General features: G+C 41.9%; 13 protein-coding genes and 1 pseudogene. 5 read left to right on the top strand and 9 right to left on the bottom strand.

The features are described 5' to 3' along the window. Nucleotides 1-348: 348 nt before the first annotated feature. Both AACX33_RS06550 and AACX33_RS06555 read right to left on the bottom strand, forming a co-directional pair. Nucleotides 349-1701, bottom strand: coding sequence for a (Fe-S)-binding protein (locus AACX33_RS06550; protein ID WP_193998211.1), 1353 nt, complete (start codon nucleotides 1699-1701; stop codon nucleotides 349-351). Nucleotides 1702-1758: 57 nt separating this feature from the next. Further along, complete coding sequence (locus AACX33_RS06555) at nucleotides 1759-3069, bottom strand: FAD-binding oxidoreductase (protein WP_193998212.1); 1311 nt, start codon at nucleotides 3067-3069, stop codon at nucleotides 1759-1761. Between the two features lie 415 nt (nucleotides 3070-3484). On the opposite strand from AACX33_RS06555, the gene AACX33_RS06560 reads away from it, so the two are divergent. Next, nucleotides 3485-3796, top strand: a complete 312-nt coding sequence (locus AACX33_RS06560) for an RNA recognition motif domain-containing protein (protein WP_193998213.1) — start codon at nucleotides 3485-3487, stop codon at nucleotides 3794-3796. A gap of 315 nt (nucleotides 3797-4111) precedes the next feature. On the opposite strand, the gene AACX33_RS06565 is transcribed toward AACX33_RS06560, so the two are convergent. Both AACX33_RS06565 and AACX33_RS06570 read right to left on the bottom strand, forming a co-directional pair. Continuing rightward, nucleotides 4112-4762, bottom strand: coding sequence for a gamma-glutamylcyclotransferase (locus tag AACX33_RS06565; protein WP_193998214.1), 651 nt, complete (start codon nucleotides 4760-4762; stop codon nucleotides 4112-4114). Nucleotides 4763-4877: 115 nt separating this feature from the next. Beyond that, nucleotides 4878-5609 (bottom strand): hypothetical protein, encoded by a 732-nt coding sequence (locus tag AACX33_RS06570; RefSeq protein WP_193998215.1) that lies wholly within the window; start codon nucleotides 5607-5609, stop codon nucleotides 4878-4880. A 447-nt stretch (nucleotides 5610-6056) separates the two neighbouring features. On the opposite strand from AACX33_RS06570, the gene AACX33_RS06575 reads away from it, so the two are divergent. Beyond that, entirely contained in the window at nucleotides 6057-7295 is a 1239-nt protein-coding gene (locus AACX33_RS06575) for a glycoside hydrolase family 10 protein (protein WP_193998216.1), read from the top strand. A 167-nt stretch (nucleotides 7296-7462) separates the two neighbouring features. Here AACX33_RS06575 and AACX33_RS06580 read toward each other — a convergent pair whose 3' ends face one another. The 5 genes and pseudogenes from AACX33_RS06580 to AACX33_RS06600 form a co-directional block, all read right to left on the bottom strand. Then, nucleotides 7463-8947: a site-2 protease family protein gene (locus tag AACX33_RS06580; protein ID WP_193998217.1), complete on the bottom strand. Its 1485-nt coding sequence runs from the start codon at nucleotides 8945-8947 to the stop codon at nucleotides 7463-7465. A 113-nt stretch (nucleotides 8948-9060) separates the two neighbouring features. Beyond that, nucleotides 9061-10329 carry a bifunctional phosphopantothenoylcysteine decarboxylase/phosphopantothenate--cysteine ligase CoaBC gene (coaBC, locus tag AACX33_RS06585; RefSeq protein WP_193998218.1) on the bottom strand — a complete coding sequence of 423 codons (1269 nt, stop codon included), beginning with the start codon at nucleotides 10327-10329 and terminating at the stop codon, nucleotides 9061-9063. Between the two features lie 60 nt (nucleotides 10330-10389). Further along, nucleotides 10390-10602 carry a protein IsiD gene (gene isiD / locus AACX33_RS06590; RefSeq protein WP_193998219.1) on the bottom strand — a complete coding sequence of 71 codons (213 nt, stop codon included), beginning with the start codon at nucleotides 10600-10602 and terminating at the stop codon, nucleotides 10390-10392. A gap of 154 nt (nucleotides 10603-10756) precedes the next feature. Beyond that, nucleotides 10757-11377, bottom strand: a complete 621-nt coding sequence (locus AACX33_RS06595; protein WP_193998389.1) for an alpha/beta hydrolase — start codon at nucleotides 11375-11377, stop codon at nucleotides 10757-10759. Between the two features lie 100 nt (nucleotides 11378-11477). Further along, nucleotides 11478-11699 (bottom strand): annotated as a pseudogene (locus AACX33_RS06600) (iron uptake porin); the annotation flags it as partial. 280 nt (nucleotides 11700-11979) lie between these two features. Between AACX33_RS06600 and AACX33_RS06605 the strand changes: the two are divergent. The 3 genes from AACX33_RS06605 to AACX33_RS06615 all read left to right on the top strand — a co-directional run bounded on the left by AACX33_RS06605 (nucleotide 11980) and on the right by AACX33_RS06615 (nucleotide 15852). Further along, on the top strand, nucleotides 11980-13050 hold the full coding sequence (locus AACX33_RS06605; protein ID WP_193998221.1) for an iron ABC transporter substrate-binding protein: 1071 nt from the start codon (nucleotides 11980-11982) through the stop codon (nucleotides 13048-13050). Between the two features lie 186 nt (nucleotides 13051-13236). Then, nucleotides 13237-14229 carry an iron ABC transporter substrate-binding protein gene (locus AACX33_RS06610; RefSeq protein ID WP_193998222.1) on the top strand — a complete coding sequence of 331 codons (993 nt, stop codon included), beginning with the start codon at nucleotides 13237-13239 and terminating at the stop codon, nucleotides 14227-14229. Nucleotides 14230-14232: 3 nt separating this feature from the next. Further along, nucleotides 14233-15852: an ABC transporter permease gene (locus AACX33_RS06615; protein WP_193998223.1), complete on the top strand. Its 1620-nt coding sequence runs from the start codon at nucleotides 14233-14235 to the stop codon at nucleotides 15850-15852. The last annotated feature ends 19 nt before the right edge of the window (nucleotides 15853-15871 follow it).

Genomic DNA, 15871 nt, shown 5'->3' on the forward strand with positions numbered 1-15871 from the left:
AACTGACAATTTATTAAGAACGGTAAATATAGTATTCCCAAAAAACTTTACAAGTTAACAGTTTGAAATGTGTGTCACGGTAAACCATGTCTCAAACTTAAACGGATTATAGCAAATAAAAGCGCGACCGCTAAAAATCATCTGTAATTAGAAATGCTCCAATACTTGTGCATCAGATACTTGCTTCTGAGTTTGGTGAATCATTGTTGGGTTTTACAAAGCCTCTACCCAACCTACATTATAGGTTTTGGGTTGAAAATTTATAGCATTTTGCAAGTAAATGAAGTACACATTTTAAGATGATAAATCTTGTGGGGCGGACATCTTGCCCGCCCTTGTCTATCTGACTCAGTTCAATTTCACACCCCGAATTGAATAATCTAATAACTCCATTGGGTGCATCACAGAAATACTTTTTCCTTGCAATTGTAAATGCTTGGTAATTTGCAACGTACAACCAGGATTAGCCGAAGCAATTAACTCTGCACCAGTATTTAATAAATTCTGCACCTTTTGCTGACCCAATTCCTCAGCAACTTCTGGTTGCAGCATATTATAAACCCCAGCACTACCACAACATAAAGCTGCGTCTATGGGTTCGCTTAACTTGACTCCGGGAATTTGGCGTAACATCTGACGCGGTTGCACACTAATCTTTTGTCCATGTAATAAATGACAAGCATCTTGATAAACTAAATTTAAAGGTTTATCAGATAACGGTGATAGTTTGGCTGTCATTCCCACATTGACTAAAAACTCTTGAGCATCTTTGACCTTAGCGGCAAACGCTTCAGCTTTTTCTTTATATTCTGGGTCATCTTGTAAAATGTGACCGTATTCTTTCAAAGTATGACCGCAACCAGCAGCATTGATAATCACAAAATCGACATCAGTATTAGCAAAACTATCAATCATTTGTCTAGCTAAAGTCTTCGCCTGTTCCGTTTGTCCTTGGTGTTCAGGAAGCGCCGCACAACAACCTTGAGATTTCGGAATTACAACCTCACAATCATTAGCCGTTAAAACCCGGACAGTTGCTTCATTAATAGGAGAGAAAAACAGCCGTTGCACACATCCCAAAATCACCCCAACTCGGTAACGCTTCTCACCTTGGGCGGGAATCACATCGGGTAAATTATCCTGAAAAGATTGAAGAGTAATTTTTGGTAAAATCGATTCCATTGCAGCCAAACGGGGAGATACTTTTTTCAATAACCCTGTAGCCCGAACTAACTTTGGTAAACCCAACCTTTGGTAAACCAGCAAAGGAAACAGAAAAAAGCGTAATAAATCAGGATTAGGAAACAAAGAAAATATCAGTTGCCGAATCAACTTATCTGGTAAACTGCGGGAATAATTGCGTTCAACTTGGTGACGAGTGGCAGAAATCAACTTGTCATACTGCACACCAGAAGGACAAGTACTCACACAAGCCAGACAACCCAAACAAGAATCAAAATGTTCTACAGTTGCCGTATTCAGAGCAATCTCACCATTATTAATAGCATCCATTAAATAGATGCGTCCCCTGGGAGAATCCATCTCCTTACCAATTACCCGATAACTGGGACAAGTAGCCAGACAAAAACCACAATGTACACAACTATCAATCAACTTCGGATCAGGTGGCTGACTAACATCAAAACCCTTTAAATTCTTAATCTTAGCAGTATCATTCACAGAATTATCAGAAACTTGCATATTTAAACTCTTCCCCTCTTTATCTCTGTGTCCTCTGCGCCTCTGTGGTTCGTTAAATTAAATCCCACCCACAAAGCGACCAGGACTTAAAATATTATTACTATCAAACTGAGCCTTAATTTGGCGCATCACCTGCAAAGAATTACCAGAATAACCCCAAACATCCATTGCTTCCTTAACCGGATTTGGTGCTGTTAAAATACTCAAAAAACCTCGATTAACTTCACACCGCTCGCGCATTTTTAAAACCTGATTTTTATCCTCAAATTGCAACCACCCCAAACCACTAGCCAGGTGAATCAAACCCAATTCCGCCTGAGTCAAAACCTCCACAGCAGCAGTCGGTAACACTCCTATTTTGCAGGTAATTGCAGACTCCGTGACGGCATCATCCATGAGTTCTCGCAATCTTTGCCATAGAGAGCCTTCATCTTCATTCACATAAATTGTCCCATCTAAACCCAACTGCTGTCCTACTGCCAACAATCGATTTGACTGTTCCTTAACACTTTCACTAATACTTTGGAAACGTGCAATTAATCCCAACCCCTGATTTAAGCCTAACTTAGAAGTTAGTTGAGTGGAGAGCAAATCAGCCTGAGTTGGTGTTAACGCTGAACTGCGGAGAGTATTTGCAGCTTGGGATATAGCCTCTGCTGTACCAGTCAATACCACCGTACCAGATGTTTCGGCTAGGGGATACACGCGGAAAGTTACTTGACTAATAACGCCTAATGTGCTGTAAGATCCAGTAAATAACTTCATCAAGTCGTATCCGGCAACATTTTTCACAACTCGTCCTCCAGCTTTGGCAATTTGCCCATCAGCACGGACAAAAGTAATACCTAGTAGCTGGTCGCGGACACTACCATAACGTTGTCTGAGGGAATTGGTATCAGATGTGGCGACAATACCGCCAATTGTGGCTGAATCTGGTCTGCTGGGGTCAAGGGCGAGAAATTGCCGCGATTTTGCCAAAATTCCCTGGAGATGGGAAAACTGCATTCCGGCTTCGACTGTGACAGTTAAATCACCAACGGCGTGTTCTATTAGTTGATTGATGTGTTCTGTGCTGACGACGATATCAGCGCTTTGGACTAAACCACCCCAGTTGATTTTACTGGTTTTTCCACAAGGAAGGACGCGCCAATTTTGACGGTATGCCTCGGCGATGACTGCTGCTAGTTGGGCTTGGGTGCGGGGATAGACGATGCAATTGGGAGGTTTTGCCGATGCGATCGCCTGTTGAATTTGTTTTTGCTGGTTGAGTTCGAGGTTTTCCCAAGGATAGATGGCATTTTCTTCGACAATAGATGCAAGAGAAGAGGCGTAGACGCTGGGCGGCTTGTCGCTAGACATCGCGTTCATCAGTTTATTTTTTTTAGTCCCTATATCTAATTTAATGGTTATTTTGACGATATTTTTGGCGGTGGGGTGAAAGATAAAGAGGAAACTAACCACAGAGGTCACGGAGTTGGAGTACAGGAGAAGATGCTTGATGTGGGAGGGTGTTAGTTTTTGGTTTGTTTCGTTTTAGCTAAAAAAAAGTTCCCACGCGATCGCGATATATGTCATACTTAATTATCAATTGCTTGTGTGACTTTTCGTAACAATATTTATCAATTCCCCTCCAATACTTGACCTGTGTGTCATAGTGAGAGGGTGAGAATTTATTCGGCGATCAGCTTTTGTTTTTAGTATTGACAGGCTTTTTCCTTTTGGTATTTACAGACTTTTCCCCGAAATCGAAATCTCTACACTCTTACGATTTTGGAGAAAATCTATGTCAGTTTACGTAGGCAACCTATCTTACGAAGTTACACAAGACACTCTTAGTGCTGTGTTTGCAGAATATGGTTCTGTAAAGCGCGTACAGCTACCTACTAACCGTGAAACAGGACAACTGCGCGGTTTTGGCTTTGTAGAAATGGGTACAGATGAAGAAGAAACAGCAGCTATCGAAGCTCTCGATGGTGCTGAATGGATGGGACGCGACTTGAAAGTCAATAAGGCGAAACCCAGAGAAGATAATAGAGGTTCTTTCGGTGGTGGAAACCGTGGTGGCGGTGGCGGTAATTTCCGTGACCGTTACTAAATCAATATAGGTTAGACTTTTTTACCTGATAAGGGAACACCAAAAAATAAATTACCCAAAAATTGTAGGGTGGGTTAGCGCAGCGTAACCCACCAGAAACTTCAGGATAATGGTGGGTTACGGACTAATGTCCTAACCCACCCTACAAATTAGTTCGGGATTTTATTCCTTGGAAGTTCCTAAATACAGGAAGTAAAGAAGGTCATAGTCTCAAAAACCTCAAGCCAAAATCGGTTTGAGGTTTTTTTATTAGCCTTTTGACTTTTGACCCCTCGACTTCGCTCAGGGTAAACTTTTGACTTCCGCGTAGCGGTATTAGGAGTGGGGTGTGATTTTCAAGCTTGGGCTGAGTGGTAATAGCGATTTCTCAGCTGCGCGCACAATTTGCTGTTCTTGATGACGCTGTTGTAACTTGTACATATGATCAAATAAATTCCAGCAATATTCCTCTGGAAGTCCACAGGTAACAGCACCGCGCAGAACAACATTAAAGTACCAGTCATTGGGCGCGAGTTCTTCTGTGAGCTTGTTAACGACTATGTAGGTGCGAGCGTTTGTGTATACCTGATTTTGGCAATGAATTTCTACTGCTTCCCGACGATAGAAACTTTCGGAAACACCTTCACGCTGATCCAGATATGTACTCAATCGCCAGGGTAGCTGATACAGTACACCTTTGACGCTGGCGCTGGGATCTGGTAACACATCCAAAACCCCACAGTGGCGAGTGGGAGAATAGGAATAAAAGCCTAAGCGATAATTTTTTAAAATTGCCGGGCCGATAATATAAGAATGAGTGTTTTCACCAAGCGATCGCTTTAAATCTACTGGACACATACAAGAGCCATAAGCAAAATAATAAAACATCGGCTCTTTCTGTCGCTGTTGTTGCAGTTTTAACTCTGGCTTTGTCAGATTATGAGTTTGTACCCAACTATGGTGTGAGCGATCGCTTTGATTACTCATCTATCTTTGGAAGTATTTATATAGATAATACAAATCATATCATCTATTCCCTAAATATACAACTTTATTCCGATAGATAAAGTGTAGTTTAACGTTTTAGAACTCTTTGGAGTAATTAGTTTTGTGTAATTGTACTAGCTTCTTCATTTAACCTGAAGACCGAACCGTCTTCGTTCGTGTGATACACCAAAGTTTGGTCACCAGCACCAACCGTTACTAGCCAACCTTCGACTAAAGCTTGGAGACAAAGTTCATTAGCACCACCTAACCCCAAACAGCCATCAGACCAAGTACGTGGTTGAGCTTCAATGATAGTTAGCTGAAAAGTTGGTCGTTTTAAACGTTTAGAGGCGGCTTGTAAAACCGCATTTTTTACAGATCCAGGTAAATCTGTGGATGGATTTGTGACAGTATTGGTTTCAGCTAACCGTAACAAACGCCCATTGCTATTAGTGTGATATACCCAGTTGGTTTCGCCATTAGAGACGACAACTCGCCAACCAGGAACTAATGCTTGGGTGCAAAGTTCATCGGGTTGGGGTAAGTCCAAGCAACCATTGCTCCAAGTTTCTGGACTATAATCAATAATTTTAAGTGTTGGCGGTGAAATTCTCTCTCTCATGAATACATCTCGCCGCACCGCACTAGCTACTGGTAGTGGTAAGCTGTTTTGCTGATATATTGGTGATAATTCCCAATTATTTTCTAGTGGTAAGTTTAGAGAATTAGCAGTGGCACTTTTGATAATTGTCAACCCACCACAGATAGATAAAATGCTAGCCAAAGTCAAAGCAGTGATTATTCTGGCTTGAGAGTTAATAGGATACTGTTTGAGAGTCGTCTTCATCAGCAAATTCCCATATTGATAGTGTTTAGATAGACCCTACGATACTAATTATTTGTTCCTTAATTTTTACAGGAATTATCCGGAGCAGTAGCGCCAGCGCTGTTTCTTGGCTGTCGGGCTTTTGTCAGTTCGCATATGAAACCATGTACTCAACTTTATTGACTGCGAGATGATCACCAAGGCAAATATAGGAATCCGGTTTGATTTATGAAAAAATTAAGTATTGTAGGGTGCGTTCGGATGAAGTCCGTAACGCACCATTATTAAGGTTTTGGTGCGTTACGCTACCGCTAACACACCCTACGTGTCTGTTAAAAAATCAAATAGTAGTCCTATATTACAAAAAATTACGAAAAATTAGTCAGTATTTTAACTAGCAGACAATAATGCAACTTATGTCTCCATAAACTAGTCATGAATCATGTTTTAGGCTGTGTGTAGCAAGTTATGAAAAAATTTATCCAGTGGTGTGTGGAGTTGATTGGGGGAAAAATTTTTCACCGTCAAAAGCGGACGTTGTTTGCCGTGATCGTTTCCTTGAGTATGATCGCTACAGTCATGCTATCGCTTCCGCTGAACGCTCAAATCACACCAAAGCCAGAATTAAGAGGCGTGTGGTTAACCAATATTGATAGTAATGTACTATTTGAACGCGATCGCCTGAAAAATGCCTTGGAACGGTTGAATGAATTAAACTTCAACACCGTTTACCCTACAGTGTGGAATTGGGGATATACATTATATCCTAGTCAAGTTGCTGCCAAAGTCATTGGGCGATCGCTCGATCCTGAACCTGGATTACAAGGGCGAGATATGCTCAAAGAAGTTGTCACAGAGGGACATCAAAAAGGGTTAAAAGTGATTCCCTGGTTTGAATTTGGCTTCATGGCTCCGGCTGATTCCCTTTTAGCTAAAAATCGTCCCCAATGGCTCACCAGTCGCCGCGATGGCAGTAAAATTGTTAAAGAAGGCACACATGAACGGGTGTGGTTAAATCCCTTTCACCCAGAAGCCCAAAAATTTATCCAAGATTTAATCGTTGAAATTGTCAGAAACTACGATATTGACGGCATTCAATTTGACGATCATTTTGGCTTACCATCAGAACTGGGCTATGATGCCTATACAGTAGCTCTGTACAAAAAAGAACACCGTGGACAAGCTCCCCCACAAGACCCCAAAAATCCCGCATGGGTGAGATGGAGAGCGAACAAAATTACCGAATTCATGAAGCGGGTATTTATAGCCATCAAAGCCAATCAAAAAGATTGTATTGTTTCCGTCGCGCCTAATCCTCAGCGTTTCTCCTACGAATATTATCTAGCCGATTGGCAGAGATGGGAAAGAATGGGACTGATAGAAGACTTAGTATTGCAGATATATCGCGATGATTTGAACGTATTTATCAAAGAATTAGAGTATCCAGAAGTCAAAGCCGCCCGCAGCCATATTCCTGTAAGTATCGGCATTTTATCCGGGTTAAAAAATCGCACCGTACCCATAGAACAGATTCAAAACCAAGTACAAAAAGTACGCGATCGCAAATTTGCCGGAGTTTCCTTCTTCTTCTACGAAACCCTCTGGAATCTCAGCCAAGAACAGCCCCTCAAGCGTCAAACTGGCTTAAAAAAGATATTCCCCACACCATCGGCTTATCCAAATTTGCTCACAGGTTGGAAACCGTAGAGTAGGGAGTGGGGAGTAGGGAGTAGGGAGTGGGGAGTAGGGCTAAAATTCACCGAAGCATTTCTTCCTTCCCTTTCTTCACTTGGCGTACTTGGCGTACTTGGCGGTTCGTTAAAAAAAAAGAATTTAGTTCACTCAACAAGATATCAAAGCTTCCCCCCGCCTCATCAACCAATACCTAACCTTCCCGCCACACCGGGAGTTAAAGGTAAAAGAGTAGTAATCATTAAAAATAGTGCCAATAGAGCCAAAGCCGCTCTAGCATCATCAGGTTCGCTGATTTCATTTAAAGTAGGGCGTTCTAAATCTCTTTGTAACAAGAAAATCACCACCGCCCAGTAAATAGCTAGGGAATTAGCCAGAGAAATTAGCCCCAGGAGAATTAAAGTAGCCGCAGTTGCTCGTCCTGCGGTTTTGCGTCCATAAATTGCCTGTACAATCCGACCACCATCTAATTGTCCAGCAGGCATCAAATTCAAAGCATTAATCACTAACCCTAGCCAACCAATCACCACCAGAGGATGGACACTGACAACAGATGATTGTAACGCTGAACCCAGGACAACCCGCGCCAAGCTACCGACTAAAATTGAACCTTGGAAAAACTGATTGGGTAATTGAAATAAACTACCTGGATGGGAAAGTAGCAAACCGACGATTAACATTAACAAAGAAAGGATACCACCTGCGGCTGGCCCTGCCAAAGCAATATCAAATAGTACCTTACGATTGGGTAACAGCGACTCAAAGCGAGTAATTGCCCCAAAAGAACCGATTTGCACAGCAGGTAAAAAGAAAGGCCAGCTGAGGCGGATTTGGTGACGACGAGCCAGCAACCAATGACCAATTTCATGAGTTGCCAAAATTGCGAATATCCCAGTCGCTATGGGTAAAGCCGCCGCAAATCGTTCTGGGTTGCTAAATAAATCAAAATTCAGCAATAATCCCGCAGTTTCTAAACAAGTGGCGACTGTTGCTAGCAATAGAATCACCGCAAAGGATTTTTGCTGTAATGACATCGGACGTGGATCATTACGACTAGGTAAGATAATCACCACAGGTTTACCGTCTGTACTATCCACTAAAAACAGCCGATATTTATCACCTACTTTTTCTTGCAAACTTGCAGTTAGGCGTTTGTGAACTTCTTCTGCTTCCCCCCGCATATTACCTTTGAAAATCGCTCCTTCTTGATAGGAGATAGTTTCTGTGGTAAAAAATGTGTCAATCCCGAAAATGCCTTTAATTGCACTTAAATCTGCTTCTGGAATTGGCAGTGCTTCGATTTTCAGTTCTGCTAGTACGACTTGCGGAGTATTTTCGGCTGCTTGTGAAGAATCAGCCGCTAGCCTTTCGGTTGCTCTTTGCTTAATAATTGCATCTTGCCCAGCTGCGCGTAACTGTCTGCCTAAAAAGACGTACAACCCAGCCGAAGTTACTACTAAAATCAATATACCAAGTATATTAATGTAAATCCCTGCCGCAAACAAACCAAAGAACAGCAGCCAGGGAGTCATTAATACCACCGACTGCAACCAGGCTAAGATTCCCAGTTTCCCAAAAGGTCTAGCGCGATAAAAGCCCCAACCTAAAATACCCAAAGCGATTAACAAAATTATCCCAATGATGGGAATCTCTGTCGAAGTAAACATTTCCAAACCCTTCGCTGTGAAAAACCAAGCCCGAATTAGTCAGGTGTTACAGATATTATAAGAAAAATGCTGAAAATCCCTAAAAAATAGGAACACAGTAATTCTTTGACATATTACTCACTGAACTCTGATTCTCCGCGCCTCTGCGCCTCTGCGTGAGAAAACGCCACAAAATCAAATAAATCATGCGCCATTTGCAACTTAGAACCTGGTGCAATTTCCACTTGATTTCCTTGTTTATCTAAAAATATCGCCTGATTATAATCACTACCAAATCCACTATCAGGTTGATCTATAGGATTAGCAACAATCATATCTAAATTTTTATTCTGCAACTTTGCCATAGCTGGGGTGATAATATCCCCTGTCTGTGCCGCAAACCCAATTAACAGCTGATGGGGTTGTTTGAGTTGTGCTAACTGAGCAATGATATCCGGGACTGGTTCTAGAGGTAAAGCTTGGGGAAGCGATCGCTTCGGTAATTTCTCTGGACTATAATCTCTAGGCTTAACATCTGCCACTGCGGCGGACATAATAATCACATCAGCCTTCTGTAAATATAACTGCATTACCTGCTGCATTTCCTCGGCACTGACTACAGGTATAGTTTGCACTCCTAATGGTACATCCCAAGTAGTTACACCATGCACCAACGTCACATCTGCGCCACGATGCAGTGCTGCTTGTGCTAAAGCCAGTCCCATTTTACCCGTGGACGGATTGCCAATAAACCGCACTGGATCAAGATATTCTCTTGTACCCCCAGCACTAATTAATACACGCTGATTAGTTAAATCTCGTTGACCGCCAGTGTGTAAAAGTGATTGGATATAAGTTAAAATTTCCGGGGGTTCTGCCATTCTCCCAGCACCGATGCGATCGCACGCCAATAACCCCGACGCTGTTTTCATACCATGATATCTGCTATCTGTTAACAGTTGTCGCCAATTGCGTTGCACGGCTAACTGTAACCACATATCTGTATTCATGGCTGGTGCTAACAACACAGGACAAGTAGAAGCCAGCACCGTATTTGTGAGTAAATTGTCCGCCATCCCACAAGCTAACTTGGCTAATGTATGCGCCGTCAAAGGAGCAATTACCAACAAATCAGCCCATTCGCCCAACTCAATATGTAAGGGACGTGAGTGAGTGGCTTGCCAAAAATCATCATCTGTGTATGCACAATGGCGAGAGAGGGTAGCTAAAGTTAAAGGCGTAATAAATTGTTGCGCCGCCTGGGTGAGAATGACGCGAATTTCTACCCCAGTTTTAAACAGCGCTGAAACTAATTCACAAACTTTGTAGGCGGCGATACCACCACCTACACCAATGATCACCCTTTTTTTGCGGTTTGGGGTTTGGGGTTGGAGATTCAGCATAGTTAAAAGTTAGGAGCAAGTAGTTAGAAATATAACTCTTAACTCCTAATGTTAAAATTGTTATGCTTCGTCGTAGGCTTCTAAATCCAAGAGATGGATATAGGGTTCAACTAACTCAGGACGTTGAAAAGCGATCGCACGCAATAGATGCCAATCATTTAAACCCTCAAAAGCATTGCTATAATCATCTTCTTCCAGACGATTAGCCAACTCTTGTACATCTGCCGTCGTCATAGCAGAAATGTTTTTCTTGGAAATGCTTAAAGTTGTCATAATCCTTGCCCCTCCCTTATGCAGAATTCTCACCCAGCATGATTTGAGTTGCGCTTGACGCTGCTACCCAATCTATCTTACTCATTAGAGGGCGCACATTTCCGAAAAACTTGCAATCTTTTTACCATATTTTGGAAAAAATTTGTACTCCAGATTAGCCAATGAGCTTGACAACGAAATTGCGTAGCACATCTAACATTTCTGGGCGAATTTCATGACCCATATCAAATTCATGGTATTCTACCGCAATTCCCAGAGACTCTGCTGCTGACCGTGCTTTTACAGCAGCTGCCAGTGGCACAACTTCATCATATCTACCATGCATAATTAAAGTCGGGGAAAAATCACCTTTAGCTGTTGTGACTATATCCGGATGTAAATATCCACTCATCACAACTAATCCGGCTAGAGGCAATTTTAGCCCCACATCCAAAGTCATCGCCCCACCTTGAGAAAAACCACTCAAAATAGTCCGCGACAACGGCACACCAGTGCTACTCTCCAAAGATAGCAACCAATCTATGAGCAATTGCTGACTTTCTGCCAAACCTTCATACATATTTTCCTTTCTCAGGTCATACCATGCCCTCCCTGTAGGGGAATCGGGAAAAGGAAAAGGTGCATTGGGGAATAAAAACTGGTAATTAGGTAAATTAAAAAACGGCGATAAAGATGCAGCATCTTCAGCATTAGCTCCCCAACCATGTAAGCAGACAATTAAACCTGTGGGTGGTTGAGAAGTAGAAGGAGGAAGGGAAATAAATTGTAGAGACAGGGGTTTACTCCTAAAATTAAGCTCTTCGAGTTGATTCTACCTCGACAAACCCATCTATAACTTGTGTCTTGGCGGTGAAACCATAGGTGAATCTTTTGGTATCAAATCCCAAACGGGTCATGTTGGTACCAGTCACACCAGGATTTAATCCTGTGACATTACCAGATTGCAAGCGAACACGTAAACGATCCTTACCTGTAAAGCTACTGTCAAAATTCAGACGGACGCGATTAGCCAGAATGGTGTTGGAATTTAAGTCACCGCCTCCAGCTCTTTGATCACCAAACACATCTGCGACCACAAATATGGCTTCAGCATTCAGTGCTATACAAGAATAATTCCCATCTGAATCTGATTGCTTTTAGACAAAAATTTTGATTTAATGGAAATTAATATCATGTATATATTGGAACTTAATTTATAATAGTTATCAATAGCTTGAGCTAAATAAATTGAGAGCAAACCACAAATAAGTGATTTGGAATCTAATTAGCAGGTTAATCACAATTATTATCTGAATTTGTGATGATGCCAGTTTATTTTTTCATGAAAAACTCTTGAAAAAATAGATGATGATGTAATAGTTTTGTTTGGAGAAAGGTATGAAGCGTCGCCAATTTGTTTATTTAGTCGGAATAGCAACTGCTAGCGGTGGATTAGCTGTTGCTTGTGATGCTAATTCTAATCAAACCGCCACAGAGTTAGGACAAACTGCCACAGAGTTAGGACAAACCGCCACAGAGTTAGAACAAGAATTAGTAATTTATTCAGGACGCAATGAGAAACTCATCGGTGAACTAATTAAGAAGTTTGAAGCACAAACTAAGGCTAAAGTTCAAGTCCGTTATGGTGATACGGCGGAATTAGCATCAGCAATTTTGGAAGAAGGCACAAATAGCCCCGCAGATGTATTTTTTGCTCAAGATGCAGGCGCTCTGGGAGCTTTGCAAAAAGCAGGTAGAACCGTACAGTTACCAACTTCGCTGGTGAATAAGGTAGATAGTGCTTACCGTTCACCAGAAGGGCAATGGGTAGGTGTTACGGGCAGAGTGCGTACAGTAGATTACAACACCTCATTAGTAAAAGCAGAGGAATTACCATCATCTATTTTTGGTTTTACTGATCCCAAATGGAAAGGTAAAATTGGCTGGTCTCCTACCAATGGCTCGTTTCAATCCTTTGTTACAGGCTTACGAGTGGCAGAGGGAGAAGACAAAGCCAAGGAATGGTTAGAAGGTATCAAAGCTAACGAACCCAAGGTTTTTCCTAACAACACATCAATAGTAGAAGCTTTAACTCGCGGTGAAATAGCTGTAGGATTTGTTAATCACTACTATTTGGAACGAATCAAAAAAGATAATCCTGAAGTTCCAGTAGCGCATCATTTCACAGAAGATGTTGGGTCTTTAGTCAATGTGGCAGGGATAGCCATTCTCAACAGTGCCAAGCATCCCAATATAGCTCAAAAATTTGCCGAATTTTTGCTCAATGAAGAGGCTCAAAACTACTTTGCTAGTCAAACTTCTGAGTATCCTCTAGCTTCTGGAATTGCTCCCCAAGGGAATTTGAAATCACTCAATGAAATTCGCCAACAAGACAAAAAAATTGATTTGAGTAACCTCAATGATTTGGATAATACACTGAAACTATTGCAGGAAGTAGCAATCATTTAAGATATCACAAAAAATATGAGTTGGGTCAGGTAATGCAGGCAAAACTGGAAATACTTAAAAAAAGTTTGATAAGTTTTCTTGCTTACCAGTACCCCTTAGTGATAATAATTAAGCATAGCGAGAATTTTCGCTAAATATTCTTGTTAAATAAAAATGGAGTCTGTTAAATTGAAAACTTTGCCATTAATGAAAGTTACAGCTGGAGCTTTAGCTTTCATGCTCAGTTCAGGAGTAGGTCTAAGTGTAAATGCACAAACCAAAACTGTCACTATCTATTCAGGTAGAGGAGAAAAACTGATCTCGCCGTTGCTGGAACAAGCTAAAAAGGACTTGGGTATGAATATCCAAGTGCGTTACGGTGATACGGCTGAGTTAGCGATCGCTCTCGTGGAAGAAGGCAAAAATAGCCGCGCCGACTTATACTTTGCTCAAGATGCAGGCGCTTTAGGCTTGCTAGAAAGACGAAATCTCACACTGCCAATTTCATCTAACTTGCTCAATCGAGTAGATTCTCGTTTTCGCTCTCCCCAAGGACATTGGATAGGTATTTCTGGTCGGGCGCGTGTACTAAACTACAATACCAACCTAGTCAAAAAGGAACAACTGCCAAAGTCAGTTTGGGATTTAGTCAAACCACAATGGCGTGGTAAAGTAGCTTGGGCCCCAACTAACGGCTCATTTCAGTCATTTGTTACCGCCATGCGCGTATTAGAGGGAGAACCCAGAACTCTGCAATGGCTGAAAGCTATGAAAGCTAACGGAGCCAAAGTTTACCGCAACAACACCACAATTGTAGAAGCTTTAGGACGCGGAGAAACTCAAATCGGGCTGGTAAATAACTATTATTTAGCTAACTTCAAAAAAACTGATCCCAAATTCCCTGTGGCTGCTCACTACACCAATCAAGATGCAGCATCAATGATCAACATTGCTGGTGTGGCAATTATGAATTCCACCAAGCAAAAACCAGAAGTAGAAAAACTGATTGGCTACTTACTCAGACCCAGTTCGCAAGCATACTTTGCGAAAGAAACTAATGAATATCCCGTAGTTTCAGGAGTAGCAGGGCCGGTAAATCAAGTACCATTGAACCAGATTAAGACACCCAACGTTAACCTGACAAACTTGAATGATCTGCCAGGAACGTTAGAATTGCTACAAGAGGCAGGAGTTTTGTAAGAGTTGAAATCATCGGTTCGCCCTCCATTATTTCTAATTTTAGCGGCAGCAGTTGTAGCCGTGGCTATTACCCTGCCGTTAGTATACTTAGTTATCCGTGCAGTAGGTATCGGTGGGGATGAGTTCTGGGCATTAATTTCTCGTCCCCGCAATATCACGGTTTTCTTTAATAGTGCAGCGATGGCGGCAACAGTGACCTTATTTTCCACACTAATTGCCATCCCATTAGCATTTTTAACTGTGCGGACAGACTTACCCGCACGTAAATTTTGGTTAGTCGCCACAACTTTACCCTTAGCAGTTCCTAGCTATGTAGGTAGTTTTGCTTTAATTGCCACCTTAGCACCAAGGGGGAGTTTTTTACAGTTACTGCTCCAACCTTTGGGAGTAGAAGAATTACCTTCCATTTATGGTTTTCCAGGGGCAGTTTTAGCAATCACCTTGTTTACTTACCCTTATCTATTACTCAGTGTCCGTTCTGGCTTACAAGGTATAGATCCTTCTATAGAAGAAGCTGGTCGCAGTTTGGGTTATAGCAGTAAGGAAACCTTCTTTAAGGTAGTTTTACCCCAACTGAAACCCTCCATGATTGCCGGGGGATTATTGGTAGCTTTATATTCATTACGAGATTTTGGTACACCCTCGCTGATGCGGTTTGATGCCTTTACACGAGTAATTTTTATCCAATACAAAGCTAGTTTTAACCGTAACACAGCCGCAGTGTTATCTTTAATGTTGGTGACACTGGTACTTTTAATTTTATGGCTAGAGTATCGAGTGCGATCGCGCGCTGCATATTACAGTCGTGGTTCCGCCTCTTTGCGTCCGCCCAAAATTGTCAAATTGGGAATCTGGAAATGGCCAGCCCTCTGTTTTTGCTTCCTGATCACTAGCTTCGGTGTAGTGTTACCAGTCGGGATTACCTTATTTTGGCTGATTCGGGGACTCAATACAGGCTACAGTTTCCCCAACTTATTACCTAGTATTTTAAACTCAGTTTCAGCAGCAGGATTAGCTGCGATCGCAGCGACAATATTTGCCTTACCTGTAGCCATTTTATCAGTCAGATTCCCCACTAAAATCACCGCTATAATTGAGCGCTGCTCTTACATAGGTTTTGGTGTACCAGGAATTGTAGTAGCTTTATCCTTGGTATTTTTTGGTGCAAACTACTTACCATTTTTGTATCAAACATTGCCAATGCTCATATTTGCGTATTTAGTGTTATTTTTGCCTCAATCAGTCGGAGCAATACGCACCAGCCTTTTACAAGTCAATCCCCAGCTAGAAGAATCAGCACGCAGCTTAGGCAGAAATCCTTGGCAAGCCTTAAGAGAAGTTACTTTACCCCTCGTCAGACCTGGAGTGTTAAGTGGTGCCGTCTTGGTCTTTCTCACAGCCATTAAAGAACTACCCGCAACAATGCTGTTAGCACCCATAGGCTTCAACACCTTAGCAACACAAATTTGGCAAGCCACAGAAAACGTCGATTTTGCTGACGCTGCGGCCTCCTCTCTAGCAATGCTACTCGTTTCTATGGGTTCCACCTTATTGGTGTTATCTCAAGAAAACGTTAAAAAAGAGAAAGTCACACCTAACGCCGAAACACAACCTAAATTTTAATTTACTCATCGCCTTATTT

This window comes from Nodularia sp. LEGE 04288 (assembly GCF_963896525.1).
GTDB lineage: Bacteria > Cyanobacteriota > Cyanobacteriia > Cyanobacteriales > Nostocaceae > Nodularia.